This window comes from Nitrosopumilus sp. (assembly GCA_029862745.1).
GTDB lineage: Archaea > Thermoproteota > Nitrososphaeria > Nitrososphaerales > Nitrosopumilaceae > Nitrosopumilus.
The window spans coordinates 113,821-129,555 of record JAOTWS010000003.1; the positions used below are offsets into that span (position 1 = coordinate 113,821).

Genomic DNA, 15,735 nt, shown 5'->3' on the forward strand with positions numbered 1-15,735 from the left:
TAATGAATTGATCAAAGTGTGTGAGCTGGAGCACGAAATGCTGCCACGGCAGAGGAAACTCCTCCCTCCCTACAGGAAATGTGATTTGGAGATAAATAATCAGAGATGATTGGCAACGGAGCAGAAAAGAATCCAATATGGCGCACAATGATGGCAAAACCTGAGATTTCCATAAAAGGAATGAAAAAAGCCGACCCACATGGAGCAAGGCCAAACAGAACTCAAAGTACCTGTACTAAGTTCAGGTAGGCTGCAAAGCGAAATATCGTGAAAACAGAAGGAGGGTTACTCCCAGCACACATAACTTTTTTTAAAAAATCCAGAGTCTAACTCATGGAACGAACTTGTTCTTTACATAAGTCAGCACTACATCTACAAGTTCCGTCACAAAGACAAGACCCATGCATTACACAGTCGCATTCTGAACCTATCTCTGCAGATGCAGCACAACCACATGCAGCTTCATCTTCAGTAGAAGGAGTTGTAGTTTGTGGGGGTGGGCTTTGTTGTGTGGATGTTTCATAGACATTTCGTGTTTGTTGATAATCAGACTCATCCCTTAATTGAGCTTCACCTCTGTTAGTTTGATAACCACCAGCTGATGCACTAGTTTGATATCCTACCAACCTATTAGGATCAATTCCTTGTTGACCTTGTTTCTCATTTTTCAATGATCTGCTACTTACAAAAAAGAATGCAATTCCAGCAACAGCTGCAAGTCCTGCCATTCCATAAACAATCATAACTGGAAAGTCGCCAGTAGATGTTGTAGCATAACCTGCTGGAGGAGTTGGGGTTATACCGGCAATTTCTACACCATCTAAGATATCTAATGCACCAAAACCAATTGCAGCCAAGTTTCCTTGATCTGCAGACTGTACTGTTCTAATAGTATATTTTTCATCAGCATTAATTTCGGCTGTAAAGATTCGTTCAACTTGTCTTCCTTCGCGGATACTGCTTTCACCCATAGTCCAGCTAGATACAACAAAACCAGATATTTCTTCATCTAAACCAAATGTTCCAGCATCCACGTTGATTCCTGTAGGATCAAATAAGAAATGCCAGTTAGTTAAAGGCTGTTGTGCAATAAAATCAGCGTTAATCATATTTTTACTTAAAATTTCTTCGGCATCAGTACCAATTACTGTATTGTATATCAAAGGTTCTTCTACTTTGAGCATGTTAATTGGGTGGTTAATATCTACACCATCAATTTCAATTTGTTGATTTGTAGATAGTCCTCTCCACCCTAAATCAACTAGTGTTCGACTTTGATCTTTGGTGATTACATAATCAACCAGAGTTCCTTTGAGAATTACTTTATAATCAATAGAAGTGTTAATTGTTCTACCTTTAAGATGAATATCATACAAGACATTAAGATCAGAAATTCTTGCTTGACTTCCAGCATCAGCAATATTTTCATTTAATCTTTTCATTAAGTCCCGAACACCAGGATTTGAAAGGTCTGCAGTACCACTAAGAGTCCAGGTTTTTTCATGTAACTCATCATATAATTGACCACCGTTTGGATATTCAATGAAGATTGTCTTTTGATAATTCATTGAAAATGGTGATGTATCACTATTAGGGTTAATTCTAGCATCTAATTGGGCAGCCCACACAGATGTACTTGTACCCACTACTAAAAGAGTTGCAAGTAAAACTGTTACAATTACAGCCTTAGACACAAACAAAATTCTGAAAATTACAGTAATAAACTTATCCTAATTATCTAGATCGGTATTTTTTGAAAAAGTAATATGGAGTATTGTTTAGAATATTTTTGGTTTTAGAGGAAATGATATGATTACAGTCTTAGCAGGAGGAACAGGTTCAGTCAAATTAGTCAGAGGACTAGTAGCCCAAGAATCCAAAATAAACGTAATTAGTAATGTTGGAGACAATTATTGGCTGTATGGACTCTATGTATGTCCAGATATAGACACCATTGTTTACGGGTTAGCAGATTTACTCGATCAGGAACGAGGATGGGGAATGAAAAAAGATACATTCAATTTTTTGCGACAGATGGAAGTTTTTGGAGAAGAGACATGGTTCAGAATTGGAGATAGAGATGCTGCAACTCATCTCATAAGAACTAACATGTTAAAGAATGGTAAGAATCTTAGCGACATAACAAAATGGATATGTGAAAAATTTGCAGTTAGTGCAAACATTATTCCAGTAACAGATAACAGTATTGAAACAAGAATAACTACAGACAAAGGAGAATTACATTTACAAGAATATTGGGTCAAGCATAGAGGGAAAGATCCAGTATTAGGAATTCAATATATCGGCGCAGATAAAGCTCGCCCAAATCCTGAAGCTGTAAATGCAATACATGATGCAGATATGATAATCATAGCTCCAGGAAATCCATTAACATCAATAGGTCCAATGCTTCAGATCAAAGGAATCAGAAAGGAATTATCAAAAATAAAGAAAAAAGTTGTTGCAATAAGTCCGTTAATTGGAGATGACGCAATCAGTGGACCTGCAGCTAAATATATGCAAGCAGCAGGAATAGAATCAAGTGCATATGGTTTGGCAAAGATGTATTCTGATGTTTGTTCAAACATTATTGTTGATGTAAAAGATAGAATGTTAATAAAAAAAATTCAGAGTTTAGATATGAAGGTTTTTGAGACAAAAATTACTATGAAAAATAAACTGGCCGAAGAAGCATTAGCCAATTTCATCTTAAAACAAGTACACGTATAACTTGAAAATAGCCGCAATTATTCCTGTAAAGACATTCTCTAATGCTAAAACACGTTTAGATATACATCCACAAAAAATTGAGGATTTATGTAAAGTTATGTTAGAGGAAATTTTGCATACAATTTCAATATCACCGCAAATTGAAAAAACAATTATGGTGACAAAAGAAGAAAAAGCAATAGAAATTGGAAAAAAATTTAACACGGTAAATATCATTGATGAAAAAGAAAAAAGTGTTAATGAGGCAGTTGCACTTGCAGATAAATACCTTTTAGAAAATGATTTTCATGCCTCAATTGTATTTCCTCAAGACATACCATACATCAAAACTCAAGATATTGATTTTATGTTAAACTACAAATCACCACCAAATTTTGCAATTATTGTTCCTTCAAGAAGATTTGATGGGACAAATGCTCTTGCAAGAATGCCTATAGATTTAATGGAGACACATTATGATGAAGATAGTTATAAAATCCACATGAATAAAGCCAAAGAGCATACACTGAATGTTGCAATGGTTTTTGTAAAAAGAATAATGTGGGATGTAGATAATAATGAAGATTTAGAATTTCTTTTAGAACAAAAAGAAAAACCAGAGATTGCAGAAAAAATTAGAAAAATATTAGATTCAAAATAAAATAGAAGCAAAGAGATTGAATGTTATAGGATCAAGTATTCCATCAGATTTTATATTATCTGTAGCAGTGCTAACCTCCAAATAATACAAATTACAAAATTAAATGAAAAGAACAATAACATTAAGATATTCATCAATACAGATAATCTTCCAAAGAATTACCGACCAAAAAACATCGTATCCAGAAGAAATCCGGTGTTTGTTATATCACGATACTGATGAATTATTGTACTCTACAAATAGATGAATGTTTGATTATTTGTACAGTCAAAACTCGTATAGATTTTAATATGACAAAACGCCTTTGATGAAATAGATATCAATGTCTGAATCAACTGAAAAAAAATTAAATGCAACTGGATTATTTTGTCCTGAACCTGTATTCCGAACAAAGATCGAAATTGAAAGAATGCAAGTTGGAGAGACATTAACCGTGTCTGCAGATGATCCTGCAGCTGAAGATGACATATCCAGATGGGTCACAAGAAATGGTCACGAATTAGTCAACATGTCTAAAGATGGAGATGTTGTTACTTTTCAGATTAAAAAGGTGAAATAACCAAAAATCATGACTGCTGTCAATGATACAGAGGTACTAAATCGGGTTGGCAATACCCCACTTGTTAAATTAAATTCTCTTTCTCATGATAACATAGAATATTTTGCAAAATTGGAAGGTCACAATCCATTTGGTTCTGTAAAAGACAGAGCAGCGTATTGGATGATCAAAGATGGTGAAGAAAAAGGAATTTTAAAAAAAGGAAAAAGCATAATAATTGAACCGACTTCTGGAAATACTGGGATTGCACTAACTGGAATTGCAAAGTTATTAGGTTATAAAGTTGAGATAGTTATTCCAGAAAAAGCTAGTAATGAAACTAAGACCATCATTAGAAATCTGGGTGCTAAAATCTTTGAAACTAGTGATGATCTATGTCCAAAAGTGGGATCTGGGACTGACCAAAGTATTGCACTTGCAACATCCATTGCATCATCTAGACCGGATACGTATTACTCACCAAACCAGTATGCAAATGAGGCAAATTTTATTGGACATTATAAAGGAACAGGCCCTGAAATTTGGAAACAGACGAACGGTAAAGTGACTCATTTCTTTACGGGTGTTGGCACGGGTGGCACAATTACTGGAATTGGAACTTTTCTTAAAGAAAAAAATCCCAATGTTAAGATCATTGGTTGTCAACCACAACAGAATCATTTGATTCAGGGGTGGAGAAATTTTGAAGAATCTGCTAAACCAGATTTATTTCTAAAAAGAGAAAAGATTGTAGATGATTGGGTTTCAGTAGACAACAATGAAGCATTTTCAGTGATAAGAGAAATCTTTGCAAGAGATAAATTGTTAATTAGTCCATCCTCAGCAGCAGTTTATGCGTGTATGAAAAAATATCCCATTGAAGGAAACAGATGTGCGGTAGGGATATTTGCAGATGATGGAAGAAAATTCAAAAGTGTTTACACATCTCAAAACATTATGAGTGAGGAAGAATTTGATAATTCTCTAAAAGATGCCAAGTACATGTCAGAATTAGCTTACTGATTAGAATCCATCATTTTCTTTAAATTTGTCTCATAAAACTCTCTGAACAAAGAATTCATATCCATTTCATGTTTCAAACATTTGTTACTGTGTTCAATAATTTCATTTTTAATTTTTCTACTCCACTGACTTTGTTGTTTATCCTTTGGATCTATGATTGACGGATTTTCCTTAATTTTTTCCATAATTTCTATCAAAACTAATGCTAATTGACGAAATTTACTTGTACGTAATAGAAACATTTGTGATTCTTCTATATTCACTAAATTCATCATTGCATAGACTTGATTGTAATATTCTAATGCTTTTTTATAATATTTTTTAAAATCATCAATTCTTTTTTGCCAGTAATTTTTGGATGTTTTTTCCTCTATTTTGTAACTGAATTGAATTTCACTTAGGTTCATCCCTAATTTTGTAAGTTTTTCATCGAATTCCATTACGGATTTTTTGATATTTTCCGGATCTCGACTCATAACATTTGTTTGATTAATTAGAATAAAGAGTTTAAGTGATGAGTTCCTTCCATGTGTCTTTAGATTTTTTGGAATAGATCATAATACATTCTTCACAAAATGAATCCCATTCACTAATGTCTAACTTTTCAAAAAATTCTAAAGGCCACTTGTACGTTGGCAACATTCTATATTGAAATTGTTGGATTGTGTAGATGTCTTTCTTGTGAAATTTATTCAAGCATCTTTTACATTGAGCAATTTTCATTACTGTTTATCGGTACTTTCTGTTAGATACTTATCTACATCTATTGCCGCCATACAACCAAATCCTGCAGCTGTAATTGCTTGTCTATAAATTCTATCATGTACATCTCCAGCTGCAAAAACTCCTTCTATGTTTGTATATGTCTTATTTTTTAAAACAACATAACCTTCATCGTCTAACTCAATTTGGCTTTTGAATAACTTTGTGTTTGGTTCATGTCCAATTGCAACAAATAAACCTCCAGCATCAAGTGTTTTCTCTTCACCTGTTTTTAGATTTTTTATAATTACTTGTTGCATTTTTTGATCCCCTTTGATATCTGTAACGGCTGAATCCCAATGAAATTTGATTTTATTATTGTTAAATGCTCTTTCTTGCATTACTTTACTTGCGCGTAATTCACCTCTACGATGTATTAGATGAACAATCGTTGCAAATTTTGTTAGGAATGTTGCTTCTTCAATAGCTGAATCACCTCCACCTACAACTACAATTTCTTGATTTCTAAAAAACGGACCATCGCATGTTGCACAATATGAAACACCTTTACCTCCAAACGTCTGTTCACCTTCTAGTCCTAATTTTCTAGGATTTGCACCTGTTGCTATTATCACTGCTCGTGCTTCGTATTCTTCTGATGCTGTTAAAACTTTGAATGGGGCTCGTCTCAAATCAACATTTACTACTTCATCATCAATAATGGTTGTTCCCATTCTTTGAGATTGCTTTCGCATGTCTATCATCAAATCTGGACCCATTATTCCATTTTCAAAACCAGGGTAATTCTCGACCTCCGTTGTATTAACTAACTGGCCTCCTGGAAGTAATCCAGATAAAATTAGTGTATCATAGCCTGCTCTTGAACAGTAAATTCCAGCAGTGTATCCTGAAGGCCCTGCACCAATTATCACTACATCAAATTTTGTTTTACTTTTGTCAGGTGTTTTGGGTTTATCATCGTTTGTTTCTAATACTGTTGCACCAGCATCTGCGGCCATCATGGTGATAGCCCTACTAATTTCAATAATTTAAGTGAATATCTCTTTTGATTACTTGTTTTTCATTCTCAAAAGTATCTGATCACAGATTCTACGCATTTCAGAATCTGATCCTACACTAGATATTTTTACAATATCTGTAGTTGTTACGATTCCAACAATCTGATCGTTTTCTTTGACAGGAAGTTTGTGAATTTGCTTTTCTTTCATTAATTCAGATGCTTCCCAAACTGTTTCTTCAGAATCAATTGTGATTAATGGAGACGACATTACTTCTGAAATTGCGGTGAACAACGGTCTTCCCTCCGCAGCCACTTTAGTAACAAAGTCTCTCTCGGTAATAATTCCAACTGGATTTTTATTGTGTAAGATTATCACACAACCTACTTTTAGATTCTTCATTTTTTCTGCAGCTTCCTGTAATGAAACAGTTCCATCCAGAGTTAACACATTTTTACTCATTATTTGATTTACAAAGGTACTGTTCATGCCATGATACATTTTTTTCAATTATATGATATCAATTCTAAATTATCAAAATTGAAAATCAATCTAGATAATCACAATAGCCTTAAAATCCAAAAGACATTGACATAATTTGTGAGAATTAAGACTAAGAAAATACTTGTTCCACTTGATGGCTCAAAAAACTCACTTCGTGGTTTAGATATGGCCATTCATATTGCAAGGCAATCTCAAGGAACCATAACTGCATTAGCAGTAAAATCAGTACCTGGAATACATGCAATTCATCCTCTTGGGTTTCTTGACTTCAATTCCATGACAGAAGTAAAAAAAATCCTTGAAGATGCAAAAGGTAAGGCAGCACAAAGAGGAATTCAATTAACTGGGAAAGCAATATCAGGAGATCCAGGATACGACATTGCTCGATTTGCAAATAATTCTAAAAATGGTATCGATTTGGTGGTTATTGGTGCACGTGGACTTGGCTCCGCTAAAGAGATCTTCTTAGGAAGTGTTTCTAATTATGTATTACACAAATCCAAAAAGCCTATTTTAATTGTAAAATAGAGACTTTATAACTATTGATCAGTTTATTTTTTGTCTTAATACACTTCTATTCAGCCAATATATTGACAATGTCTGATTTGGTTACAATTCCCACAAGTTTTGATTTATGTACTACCGGAAGTCCGCTAATATCATATTTTATCATAAGTGTTATTGCAAGTTTTACATCTTTGTTCATTTCTATTGAAATTAGATTTGATGACATTATGTCTGTGGCATGAAACGGAAATAGATAACTCATTTGATTTGAATGTATTTCTTTTAAACCTTTTTTGAATTTATATTCTTGTACTTCTTTTGGATCTGCTGATTCTGCAATCCATTGTGGAATTTTTGCAGGAACAAAATCTCTGAAGGTGATTACTCCTATGGGTTTCTGATTTCTTTTTATGATTACTCTTGAAATTCCATATTTTATCAATAAACTTTCAACATGTAATATAGGATCACTTGGTTCTGCAGTAACCACTTCCTTTTTCATTATTTTAGAAATTTTTATTTGTGTTGACTCTTTTATGAGAAATGCTTTTACAAGATCTGTCTCTGTTACAATCCCATCAAATGTTTTATCATTATTCATAATAATTATTAGACTAATTCGATGTTTTTTCATCATTTTTGCACATTCTTGAACTGAATTTTCCTTAGTTAGTGTAAATAATTTTTTTTGAATGAATTCTTTTGCTTTTACCGAGTCAATTGGTTTTGTTCCTAATTCATAAATTTTTTTGGCAATATCTCTCTCAGTTATTACTCCCAATGGGAACTTCTTGTCCAAAATTATTACTCGTTTTGTCTTGTTTTTTAGTAAGATTTCTCTTACTTTCATAAGAGTTATGTTTGAATTTACTGTGATTGGTTTTGATATTAATTTGGATAGTTTTAAATTTTTTACATCCACAGATTTACTTTATCATGTTAATTTCATAAATATGTCTCTGATGATGTCACTGTTGAAAACCATGTTTGATAATTATTGAAAGAATAATTACTTCCAACACAGATGGTTTGAATGTGAATAAATCTCAAAACAATATTCAGAGAAAGGAGTATTGAAAATTATGTTTAAGAATATTCTTGTGCCTTTTGATCTATCTAGTCAATCTACAAGAGCCTTTAAAGTAGCAGTAGATGTTGCAAAAAAATATAATTCTAAAATTGTAATACTGACATGTGTTGAAGGTGATGCGTGGCATCACAAATATTATGACGCAAAAGATGATTCCGAATTAATTAAAAAACAAGAGAAGGTTTCAAAAAAGTATCTCGAAAAACTGGAATTAATTGCAATTAAAAATAAAGTCTCTATTACTTCCAATATTATTGCCTCAAAATCAGTGATTAAAGATATTGTTACATTTGCAAAATCTCGCAAGCATGATCTTGTTGTGATTGGCTCTCATGGGAGAACTGGTTTCGATAAGCTGCTTTTAGGCAGTGTTGCAAATGGTGTATCGCAAAAAATAAGATGTCCTGTACTTATTGTAAAGTAAACCTTTGTGATATAATTGATTTCAATTATAGGTAGCGGTCGAGTCGGAACTTCTATTGCATTTTTATGTATGTCTCATGTTTTAGACAATGTTTTACTAGTTAACCGTAATGAAAACAAAGCAATTGGGGAATCATTAGATATTTCTAATACGATTCCGTTTAATTCCGAGTTCTCCATTCAAGGAACATCAGATTATTCTAAAATCATGGGTTCTAATATTATCATAATCACCGCAAGCACTGGGGCATATCAAAATAATAGATATGAAAATACTATATCTCAGGCAACCACCATTAAAGATATTGCAAAAAAAATAAAACTATACTGTCCAGACGCCATTGTTTTAGTGATTTCAAATCCTCTTGATGTTTTAACATATGTTTTTCAAAAGGAAACTTTGTTTTCCAGATTCAAAGTAATTGGAATTGCTTCCAGTCTGGATTCAAGCAGATTTAGATACTTAATCTCAGAAAAATTTTCCATACCACAATCCTTTATTTCTAACGCGTTGGTTCTTGGCGAGCATGGTGACTCCATGGTTCCCATATTCTCAGGCGTTTCTGTTGATGGTAGTAAGTTGTCTTCTATACTTGACGTTAATGAAAAAATCACCATGACCAACAACATTCGAAACTATTGGAAAAGACTAAGAGCATATAAAAGCCGTTCTCAGTTTGGCATTGCCAAACAAACCTATGACGTAGTAGAAGCTATTCATAACTTAAAAGAAATTACCATACCTGCTTCTATCGTTCTTGAAGGAGAATATGGTGAGAGTGATGTAGCAATGGGAGTGCCTGTTAAAATCAATAAAAACGGTGTTTCTGAAATTCAAACTCTTGATCTTAATGAATCTGAATCAATATTATTAAAAGAATCATCACATATAATCAAAGATCAGTTAAGATCTGTTTTTTCTAATTTTTGAACCCATCTAATATTTGCTGATGTACATCACAAAAAAAATTATTTTCGATTTGAGTGCGAAAAAGATCTTTTTGCCAATGTGCGTTATATAATCTACAATCTGAATTATCACAAAAGGCATTACCTGTTTCATAATACATGATTGCTTGTAAAATATATCCCTCTACAATTTTAAATAATCTTGAATCATGATATTCTAAGAACTCTCCTCGGTATTTTTTCTTTAATTCTTCAATTTTTTCATCAGAGAAATTTGTTAGTAATTCCAAATAGTACTTTTTTGGTTTTGCAGGCGCCTCTATTATTCCAGTAGTAGAAATAATTGCAGGGTTGGATCCTATTAATGCTCGTGCATGATATCTAAAATCGCCATCATCAAATGTACATATGAGCTTATTTGTAAAAATAATATGCAATATGTCAGCATTATTCTCAGTTATTGGAATGAAATCAATAATTTTTTTACAAAATTCAAAGCCATCATATAATATCTTTAGATCATTTTCTGACATGTCCGTGTTATCACTTTCAATTTTTATTTCTTCAATTGTTGGTATATGTTTTTGAAATGGATTTTTTAAATCAAATATTCTGACACTTGCAATATTCTTAGATCGTTTTTTATCATTATGTTTGAAGAAATTATCCCTTATCTCCACTAATACTGGAAATGTATTTGTAATAAATTTCTGTAATTCTTTTATTTGAATTTCAGGAACAGTTGGCTCATCATAAAGAATAATTTTTGAAATTTTCAACAAGAAGGATATTGATTCAATAGCTTATCTTTCTAACTCTTTGATTTTTGCTGCCGTAATCTCAGCTGCTTTTTTTCCAGAATACAACATCGAACCAAATGTAGGTCCCATTCTAGCCAATCCGTGAGTTTCAGTAACTGACATTCCTGCTGCAACTAATCCGGGGTAAACTTCACCTGTTTTATGTACAACATGTTCTTCACCATCATTAACATGCATTGGTTCCATTCCTTTCCATTTTGTCAGGCCTCTATCAACTAGTCTCTTCACAGCCACAGAGTCATGACCTGAAGCATCAATAATCATTTTAGCTTCAAGTGCAACTGGATCAACACAGGTAATATTACGTGGTAGTGCTGAAACGGGCATCCAATTAACAACAATTCCTGTCACTCTACCATTTTTTAATACCAAATCATCAAATTTTGTAAGTTGAAGAAATTTTACACCTGCATCACAAGCTGCTGCAATTAATTTTGATACGGCATGAGGTCCAGGCGTTAAGTATAATCCATCTGCAACTTTTTTGTACGGTATACCTAATTCATCCCAAAATTTTTGCGCAGGTTCTCTTACAGTTACTGGATTCATCATATATCCACCTAACCAATAACCTCCTCCCAGATAGTTATTTTGTTCAATGACAAGAACTTTGAAACCCATATTAGAAAGGTCTCTGCTTGCAGTTAACCCTGCAGGTCCTGCACCAATTATGATGACATCGGAGTCTGCTCTATCAATTAATACCTCATGAAATTCGTTTGCTATTGCACGTGTAATTTCGACTTCACGTACATCTGTAAATATTTTAGATGATTGCTCTGCAATGGTTACTTTTTGCATGGCGTTGTTTCCTTTCGTGAACAATTAATACTTTCCCACAACTTTTTTTAAAAAAAATTAGGTCACACTAATAATTTTGATTACTCATGATGTGTAAGAATAGGAAAATTATGTACTTTGATGAAATTATTTCTCCTAAAATACCCAAATATCAAAAATTTATAACCAAACTAAAAGAAATTTCATTGTATTGACGTCATCTGATCTTAAACAATATACACCAGATTCCACCAAACCCAAAATTAATTGGGCTAGAATTGAGGAAGCTGACAATTTTGCTAAAACTGTAAAACTGTTCCGCCAAGGAAAATATGATGAGGCTAGTTTTAGACGATTTAGACTTCAACATGGAGCATATGGTACCAGAATGACTGGGGATTATGCGATGGTCAGAATAAAACTACCTGCAGGGGAAATTTATCCAAATCAATTTGAAAAAATATCTCAACTCAGCGAACAGTATTCTATAGGCAGTGCACATTTTTCAACTAGAGAAAACATTCAACTTCATTGGGTAATTCTTGAGGATGTTTCAGAAATTTTTAGAGGCCTGTCTGAAGTAGGATTAACATCAAGAGAAGCATGTGGTAACTCTGTTAGAAATGTAATGTGCAGTCCATTATCAGGTGTTTGTACTAACGAAGAATTTGATTCAACTCCGTATGCACTTGCAACTGCAAGGTTCTTTTTAAGAAATCCAATGGCCCAAAACCTTCCACGTAAATTCAAATTTAATTTTACATGTTGTGAAAAACATGGGATGGTGAGAATGGTCGATGTAGGGTTAATTCCACAAATTCGAAATATTGATGGTTCATCCCAACGTGGTTTTAAGATATTTCTTGGGGGTGGACTGGGAAACAAATCTTATGTTGGACATCAATTGGAGGAATTTACTCCTGATGAAGATTTACTTTATACTTCTATTGCTGTAATGAGGATATTTGATAGGTTAGGAGATAGGAAAAATCTTGCAAGAAATAGAATGCGCTATCTGGTAAATGATATGGGATGGGAAAAATTTCAAAACCTTGTTTTCAAAGAACGTGCGGTGGTAAGAGCTACTCAATCCATAATAACTCAACTAGATGTTGACCTCACTCCAGATAAAATCAAACGACCGATTAGAATTTCTGATGAGAGTGGCGCACCCACACCAGACGGATTTGCTAGATGGGTAAAAACAAACACTGTTAAACAATCTCAAACTGATTACTGTTCTGTATTTATCACTCTAGAAGCAGGAGATATCACTGCAAGTCAACTTAATGCATTAGCTGATATTATTCGTGAATTTTCATCTGAGGGAAAGGCGAGATGTGGGTTTGTACAAAATGTTGCATTGCGATATGTTCATGAGGACGACTTACCACGCCTATATTCTAAACTACTTGAAGTTGGGCTAGCAAAATCGGGTGCATTAACCATGACGGCCCCTATTGGATGTTCTGGAACTACTTCATGTAATCTTGCTCTGACAAATTCTCACAGACTAGCAAAAGAAATTCAAAGAAAGTTTCTTGAACTAAAACTTGATGAAGATAACGATCTAAGTGATTCATCCATTAAGATTAGTGGGTGTCCTAATTCTTGCGGGCAACATGGAATTGCAACTATAGGATTCTTTGGCGGAGGGGGTCGTGTTGGGAAAGACATGTATCCAAATTATCAAATGTCTTTAGGCGGACGTTCTGACGGCGATACTATGTTGGGTGTAACATGTATTAGAGTTCCTGCAAAAAGAGTGATACCTGTAATTCTAAAAATTATTGAAACATTCAAACAAAACAAGAAAGATGATGATACTCTAAAATCATGGATTCATAGAATTATAAATGGAAATGAAGATTCGGCTATAAAATCCATTAATGATATTAAAAAAATATTGGAGCCACTGATCATTCCACCTACAAAAGAAAACGATCCGGACTTTTATCTGGACTATGGTAGCGATACAAGTTATCATACAAAAACCGGAAAGGGTGAATGTGCTGCTTGACAGAATCAGGCAAAATCACAACAGATGTTGATTCTTTACGATCAGAAATTAGAGATAAAAGTGTGAGAGTAATTGATGTTAGAAGAGAAGGAGATTACAAACAAAGTCATATCCCTACTTCTGTAAATTTACCTTTAGCAACTCTCTTATCTGATGATAGTCCTGAACAAGTTTTAAAAATTGTAACTTCAATGGGTATTGATGATGAACTCCCAGTAGTTGTCTACGACGATACATTTGGTGCTTTGGCTTCAAGAGTTGCTTGGACATTAGAATACATAGGACATTCTAATGTAACATTGCTTGAAACTACATACAGTCATTGGAAATCCCTGGGATTAGAAACGGATTCTCAAATTCCTGACATTCAAAGTAAAGAGCATTCTATGCATTTACATCCCGAAATATTGGCCACCTCTGATTATTTAGAAAATGCAAAAACAAAAGATAATGTAATTTTAGTAGATAATCGAGAGCGATTGAATTTTCTTGAACAACATATACCAAATGCCATTAACATTCCTTATCGAACTCTGGCAACAAAAGATAAGATTTTGCGTTCCAAAGACGATATGAAAAGATTATTTGATAATCGAGGCATCACTGGGGATTCAGAGATAATCACTTACTGTGGTAGTGTGGGTACATTGTCAGGTTTGGCATACTATGCCTTGAAATCTGTAGGACTACCAAATACAAAATTATACGTTCGTTCTTTTAAGGAATGGAAAAATCTTCAGAAACCCACAGAAAAACAAGAAGATGCAAATTATTGGGATTTATCTGCAGAGTAATTAAGAGGAAATTTCATTCCGGAGTTTTTTCGTAACAGTACCTTCTATATTATCAAACAGAACCAACATCTTGTCTTTATTTTCAATCAAATAGTCTTTGCCCCTATCTTTCAATCGTATTTTCCATAATCTAATCTCTCTATGTTCATCAAAGAAATTTTCAATCATTTGTTCTCCTGATTTTGCAGGATCTATGAACACATCAAAAATCTCGATGGTTTTTTCAATGTCTTCTCCTTCAATAGATTCTTTAACGGCATGTATAGCTTGGCTTAGTTCTTTCAAATTTTTAACAGGTTTTGGTAATGTCTTTTTTGTAATTCCAAACAAACCTTTCTTTTCTTTACCAATTTTTTCTGCAACATTTGGTGCAAGATCATAAATTGGAATTTTACTTAGACCATCACGTTTTTCATTTTGAACAATTAATCCTTTTTCTAATAATTTCTTTAAAGCGTTATCTGCATCAGCTTTGTCTAAAAATGTTGTCCAAACAATTGCACCTAATGTATGATATCCTTGTCTAATAGATTCTAAAACAACAACTTCTTGAATTCTTTTGAAACCTTCTTCAATTTTCACATTCATGAAATCCTTATCTCTAATTGATTTTCTTGCATTTTTAACATCAATCTCAATTGAGCGTTTTAATGACTCTAATGATTCTGGTACTTGATTTAACAAAGATAAGAAACATGCTTGATTATACCATGCCATCCCATATGTTGGATCTGATTCTATTGCCTTCTGAACTGCATCTAATGCTTTAGAATAATTTTTCTGTTCATAATGGACTAATCCTTTTAGATTCCATGCTTCGGGATTTGTTACATCTATGTCTAAAATTCTGTCGTATATTTTCAATGCCTCACTATGATCATCAATGTGGAATCGGGCATACCCCAATTTCATCAGAGTTTCTATGTTATTAGGATCAATTCTTAATGCCTGTTCAAAAACTTCTATGGCTTCTTCAAGTTTTTCATCTGCCATTAAATTGATTCCACGTTTGAATAATTTTTTACGATTGTAATCTGAATCAACAATACTTGTCTCTTCTTTAGCGATCTTCTCTGGTTTCTCTGCTACTTTCTCTGATTTTTTTCTAAATAATTTTTTCACTAGGACAAAATGTGTTTTTATCTAGATAAATACTATCTTAATTGAGCCTAATGGCACATATCTGAAACTTGGGATGAGTTTAAGCGATCTAAATACAAAAATACTTGAAATAT

At 33.3% G+C, this 15,735-nt stretch carries 17 protein-coding genes and 1 other RNA gene; 10 read left to right on the plus strand and 8 right to left on the minus strand.

What is annotated here, in order from left to right; translation table 11 throughout:
* Positions 1 to 20: 20 nt before the first annotated feature.
* Positions 21 to 300: RNase P RNA component (gene rnpB / locus OEM44_04140), an RNA gene on the plus strand.
* Positions 301 to 326: 26 nt separating this feature from the next.
* Here rnpB and OEM44_04145 read toward each other — a convergent pair.
* Positions 327 to 1,694 (minus strand): hypothetical protein, encoded by a 1,368-nt coding sequence (locus OEM44_04145; protein ID MDH3515989.1) that lies wholly within the window; start codon positions 1,692 to 1,694, stop codon positions 327 to 329.
* A 115-nt stretch (positions 1,695 to 1,809) separates the two neighbouring features.
* Here OEM44_04145 and cofD point away from each other — a divergent pair, with 115 nt between their 5' ends.
* From cofD to OEM44_04165, 4 genes are all read left to right on the plus strand, one after another.
* Complete coding sequence (cofD, locus tag OEM44_04150; GenBank protein MDH3515990.1) at positions 1,810 to 2,730, plus strand: 2-phospho-L-lactate transferase; 921 nt, start codon at positions 1,810 to 1,812, stop codon at positions 2,728 to 2,730.
* A gap of 1 nt (position 2,731) precedes the next feature.
* On the plus strand, positions 2,732 to 3,370 hold the full coding sequence (gene cofC, locus OEM44_04155; GenBank protein MDH3515991.1) for a 2-phospho-L-lactate guanylyltransferase: 639 nt from the start codon (positions 2,732 to 2,734) through the stop codon (positions 3,368 to 3,370).
* A gap of 322 nt (positions 3,371 to 3,692) precedes the next feature.
* The gene (locus tag OEM44_04160) at positions 3,693 to 3,929 is read left to right on the plus strand and encodes a sulfurtransferase TusA family protein (GenBank protein MDH3515992.1); all 237 of its coding nucleotides are present in this window, start codon (positions 3,693 to 3,695) and stop codon (positions 3,927 to 3,929) included.
* A 9-nt stretch (positions 3,930 to 3,938) separates the two neighbouring features.
* Positions 3,939 to 4,931 (plus strand): cysteine synthase family protein, encoded by a 993-nt coding sequence (locus OEM44_04165; GenBank protein MDH3515993.1) that lies wholly within the window; start codon positions 3,939 to 3,941, stop codon positions 4,929 to 4,931.
* Here OEM44_04165 and OEM44_04170 read toward each other — a convergent pair.
* The 3 genes from OEM44_04170 to OEM44_04180 form a co-directional block, all read right to left on the minus strand.
* Positions 4,925 to 5,407, minus strand: a complete 483-nt coding sequence (locus OEM44_04170) for a hypothetical protein (protein MDH3515994.1) — start codon at positions 5,405 to 5,407, stop codon at positions 4,925 to 4,927. The genes OEM44_04165 and OEM44_04170 overlap by 7 nt on opposite strands.
* A 246-nt stretch (positions 5,408 to 5,653) precedes the next feature.
* Positions 5,654 to 6,655: a thioredoxin-disulfide reductase gene (trxB, locus tag OEM44_04175; GenBank protein ID MDH3515995.1), complete on the minus strand. Its 1,002-nt coding sequence runs from the start codon at positions 6,653 to 6,655 to the stop codon at positions 5,654 to 5,656.
* 48 nt (positions 6,656 to 6,703) lie between these two features.
* Entirely contained in the window at positions 6,704 to 7,141 is a 438-nt protein-coding gene (locus OEM44_04180; protein MDH3515996.1) for a CBS domain-containing protein, read from the minus strand.
* A 111-nt stretch (positions 7,142 to 7,252) separates the two neighbouring features.
* Here OEM44_04180 and OEM44_04185 point away from each other — a divergent pair, with 111 nt between their 5' ends.
* The gene (locus OEM44_04185) at positions 7,253 to 7,684 is read left to right on the plus strand and encodes a universal stress protein (protein MDH3515997.1); all 432 of its coding nucleotides are present in this window, start codon (positions 7,253 to 7,255) and stop codon (positions 7,682 to 7,684) included.
* A 46-nt stretch (positions 7,685 to 7,730) separates the two neighbouring features.
* On the opposite strand, the gene OEM44_04190 is transcribed toward OEM44_04185, so the two are convergent.
* Entirely contained in the window at positions 7,731 to 8,585 is an 855-nt protein-coding gene (locus OEM44_04190) for a CBS domain-containing protein (GenBank protein ID MDH3515998.1), read from the minus strand.
* Between the two features lie 160 nt (positions 8,586 to 8,745).
* Between OEM44_04190 and OEM44_04195 the strand changes: the two genes are divergently transcribed.
* Both OEM44_04195 and OEM44_04200 read left to right on the plus strand, forming a co-directional pair.
* On the plus strand, positions 8,746 to 9,177 hold the full coding sequence (locus OEM44_04195) for a universal stress protein (GenBank protein MDH3515999.1): 432 nt from the start codon (positions 8,746 to 8,748) through the stop codon (positions 9,175 to 9,177).
* 15 nt (positions 9,178 to 9,192) lie between these two features.
* A complete protein-coding gene (locus OEM44_04200; protein MDH3516000.1) occupies positions 9,193 to 10,107 on the plus strand; it encodes a lactate dehydrogenase in 915 nt (304 codons plus the stop codon).
* Here OEM44_04200 and OEM44_04205 read toward each other — a convergent pair.
* Together OEM44_04205 and OEM44_04210 are read right to left on the minus strand one after the other, a co-directional pair.
* Positions 10,097 to 10,864, minus strand: coding sequence for a hypothetical protein (locus OEM44_04205; protein ID MDH3516001.1), 768 nt, complete (start codon positions 10,862 to 10,864; stop codon positions 10,097 to 10,099). The genes OEM44_04200 and OEM44_04205 overlap by 11 nt on opposite strands.
* 24 nt (positions 10,865 to 10,888) lie before the next feature.
* Positions 10,889 to 11,707: a sulfide-dependent adenosine diphosphate thiazole synthase gene (locus tag OEM44_04210; GenBank protein ID MDH3516002.1), complete on the minus strand. Its 819-nt coding sequence runs from the start codon at positions 11,705 to 11,707 to the stop codon at positions 10,889 to 10,891.
* Positions 11,708 to 11,897: 190 nt separating this feature from the next.
* Here OEM44_04210 and OEM44_04215 point away from each other — a divergent pair, with 190 nt between their 5' ends.
* Both OEM44_04215 and OEM44_04220 read left to right on the plus strand, forming a co-directional pair.
* Entirely contained in the window at positions 11,898 to 13,706 is a 1,809-nt protein-coding gene (locus OEM44_04215; GenBank protein ID MDH3516003.1) for a nitrite/sulfite reductase, read from the plus strand.
* The gene (locus OEM44_04220) at positions 13,694 to 14,500 is read left to right on the plus strand and encodes a rhodanese-like domain-containing protein (GenBank protein MDH3516004.1); all 807 of its coding nucleotides are present in this window, start codon (positions 13,694 to 13,696) and stop codon (positions 14,498 to 14,500) included. The genes OEM44_04215 and OEM44_04220 overlap by 13 nt, the downstream gene beginning before the upstream one ends.
* Here OEM44_04220 and OEM44_04225 read toward each other — a convergent pair whose 3' ends face one another.
* The gene (locus OEM44_04225) at positions 14,501 to 15,622 is read right to left on the minus strand and encodes a tetratricopeptide repeat protein (GenBank protein ID MDH3516005.1); all 1,122 of its coding nucleotides are present in this window, start codon (positions 15,620 to 15,622) and stop codon (positions 14,501 to 14,503) included.
* Positions 15,623 to 15,735: the final 113 nt, after the last annotated feature.

Bases quoted from the DNA above. Each gene is read 5' to 3' on its own strand.
- cofD (MDH3515990.1), top strand. From the start codon at position 1,810: ATGATTACAGTCTTAGCAGGAGGAACAGGTTCAGTCAAATTAGTCAGA.
- OEM44_04160 (MDH3515992.1), top strand. From the start codon at position 3,693: ATGTCTGAATCAACTGAAAAAAAATTAAATGCAACTGGATTATTTTGT.
- OEM44_04165 (MDH3515993.1), top strand. From the start codon at position 3,939: ATGACTGCTGTCAATGATACAGAGGTACTAAATCGGGTTGGCAATACC.
- OEM44_04170 (MDH3515994.1), bottom strand. From the start codon at position 5,407: ATGAGTCGAGATCCGGAAAATATCAAAAAATCCGTAATGGAATTCGAT.
- trxB (MDH3515995.1), bottom strand. From the start codon at position 6,655: ATGATGGCCGCAGATGCTGGTGCAACAGTATTAGAAACAAACGATGAT.
- OEM44_04180 (MDH3515996.1), bottom strand. From the start codon at position 7,141: ATGAACAGTACCTTTGTAAATCAAATAATGAGTAAAAATGTGTTAACT.
- OEM44_04195 (MDH3515999.1), top strand. From the start codon at position 8,746: ATGTTTAAGAATATTCTTGTGCCTTTTGATCTATCTAGTCAATCTACA.
- OEM44_04210 (MDH3516002.1), bottom strand. From the start codon at position 11,707: ATGCAAAAAGTAACCATTGCAGAGCAATCATCTAAAATATTTACAGAT.
- OEM44_04220 (MDH3516004.1), top strand. From the start codon at position 13,694: ATGTGCTGCTTGACAGAATCAGGCAAAATCACAACAGATGTTGATTCT.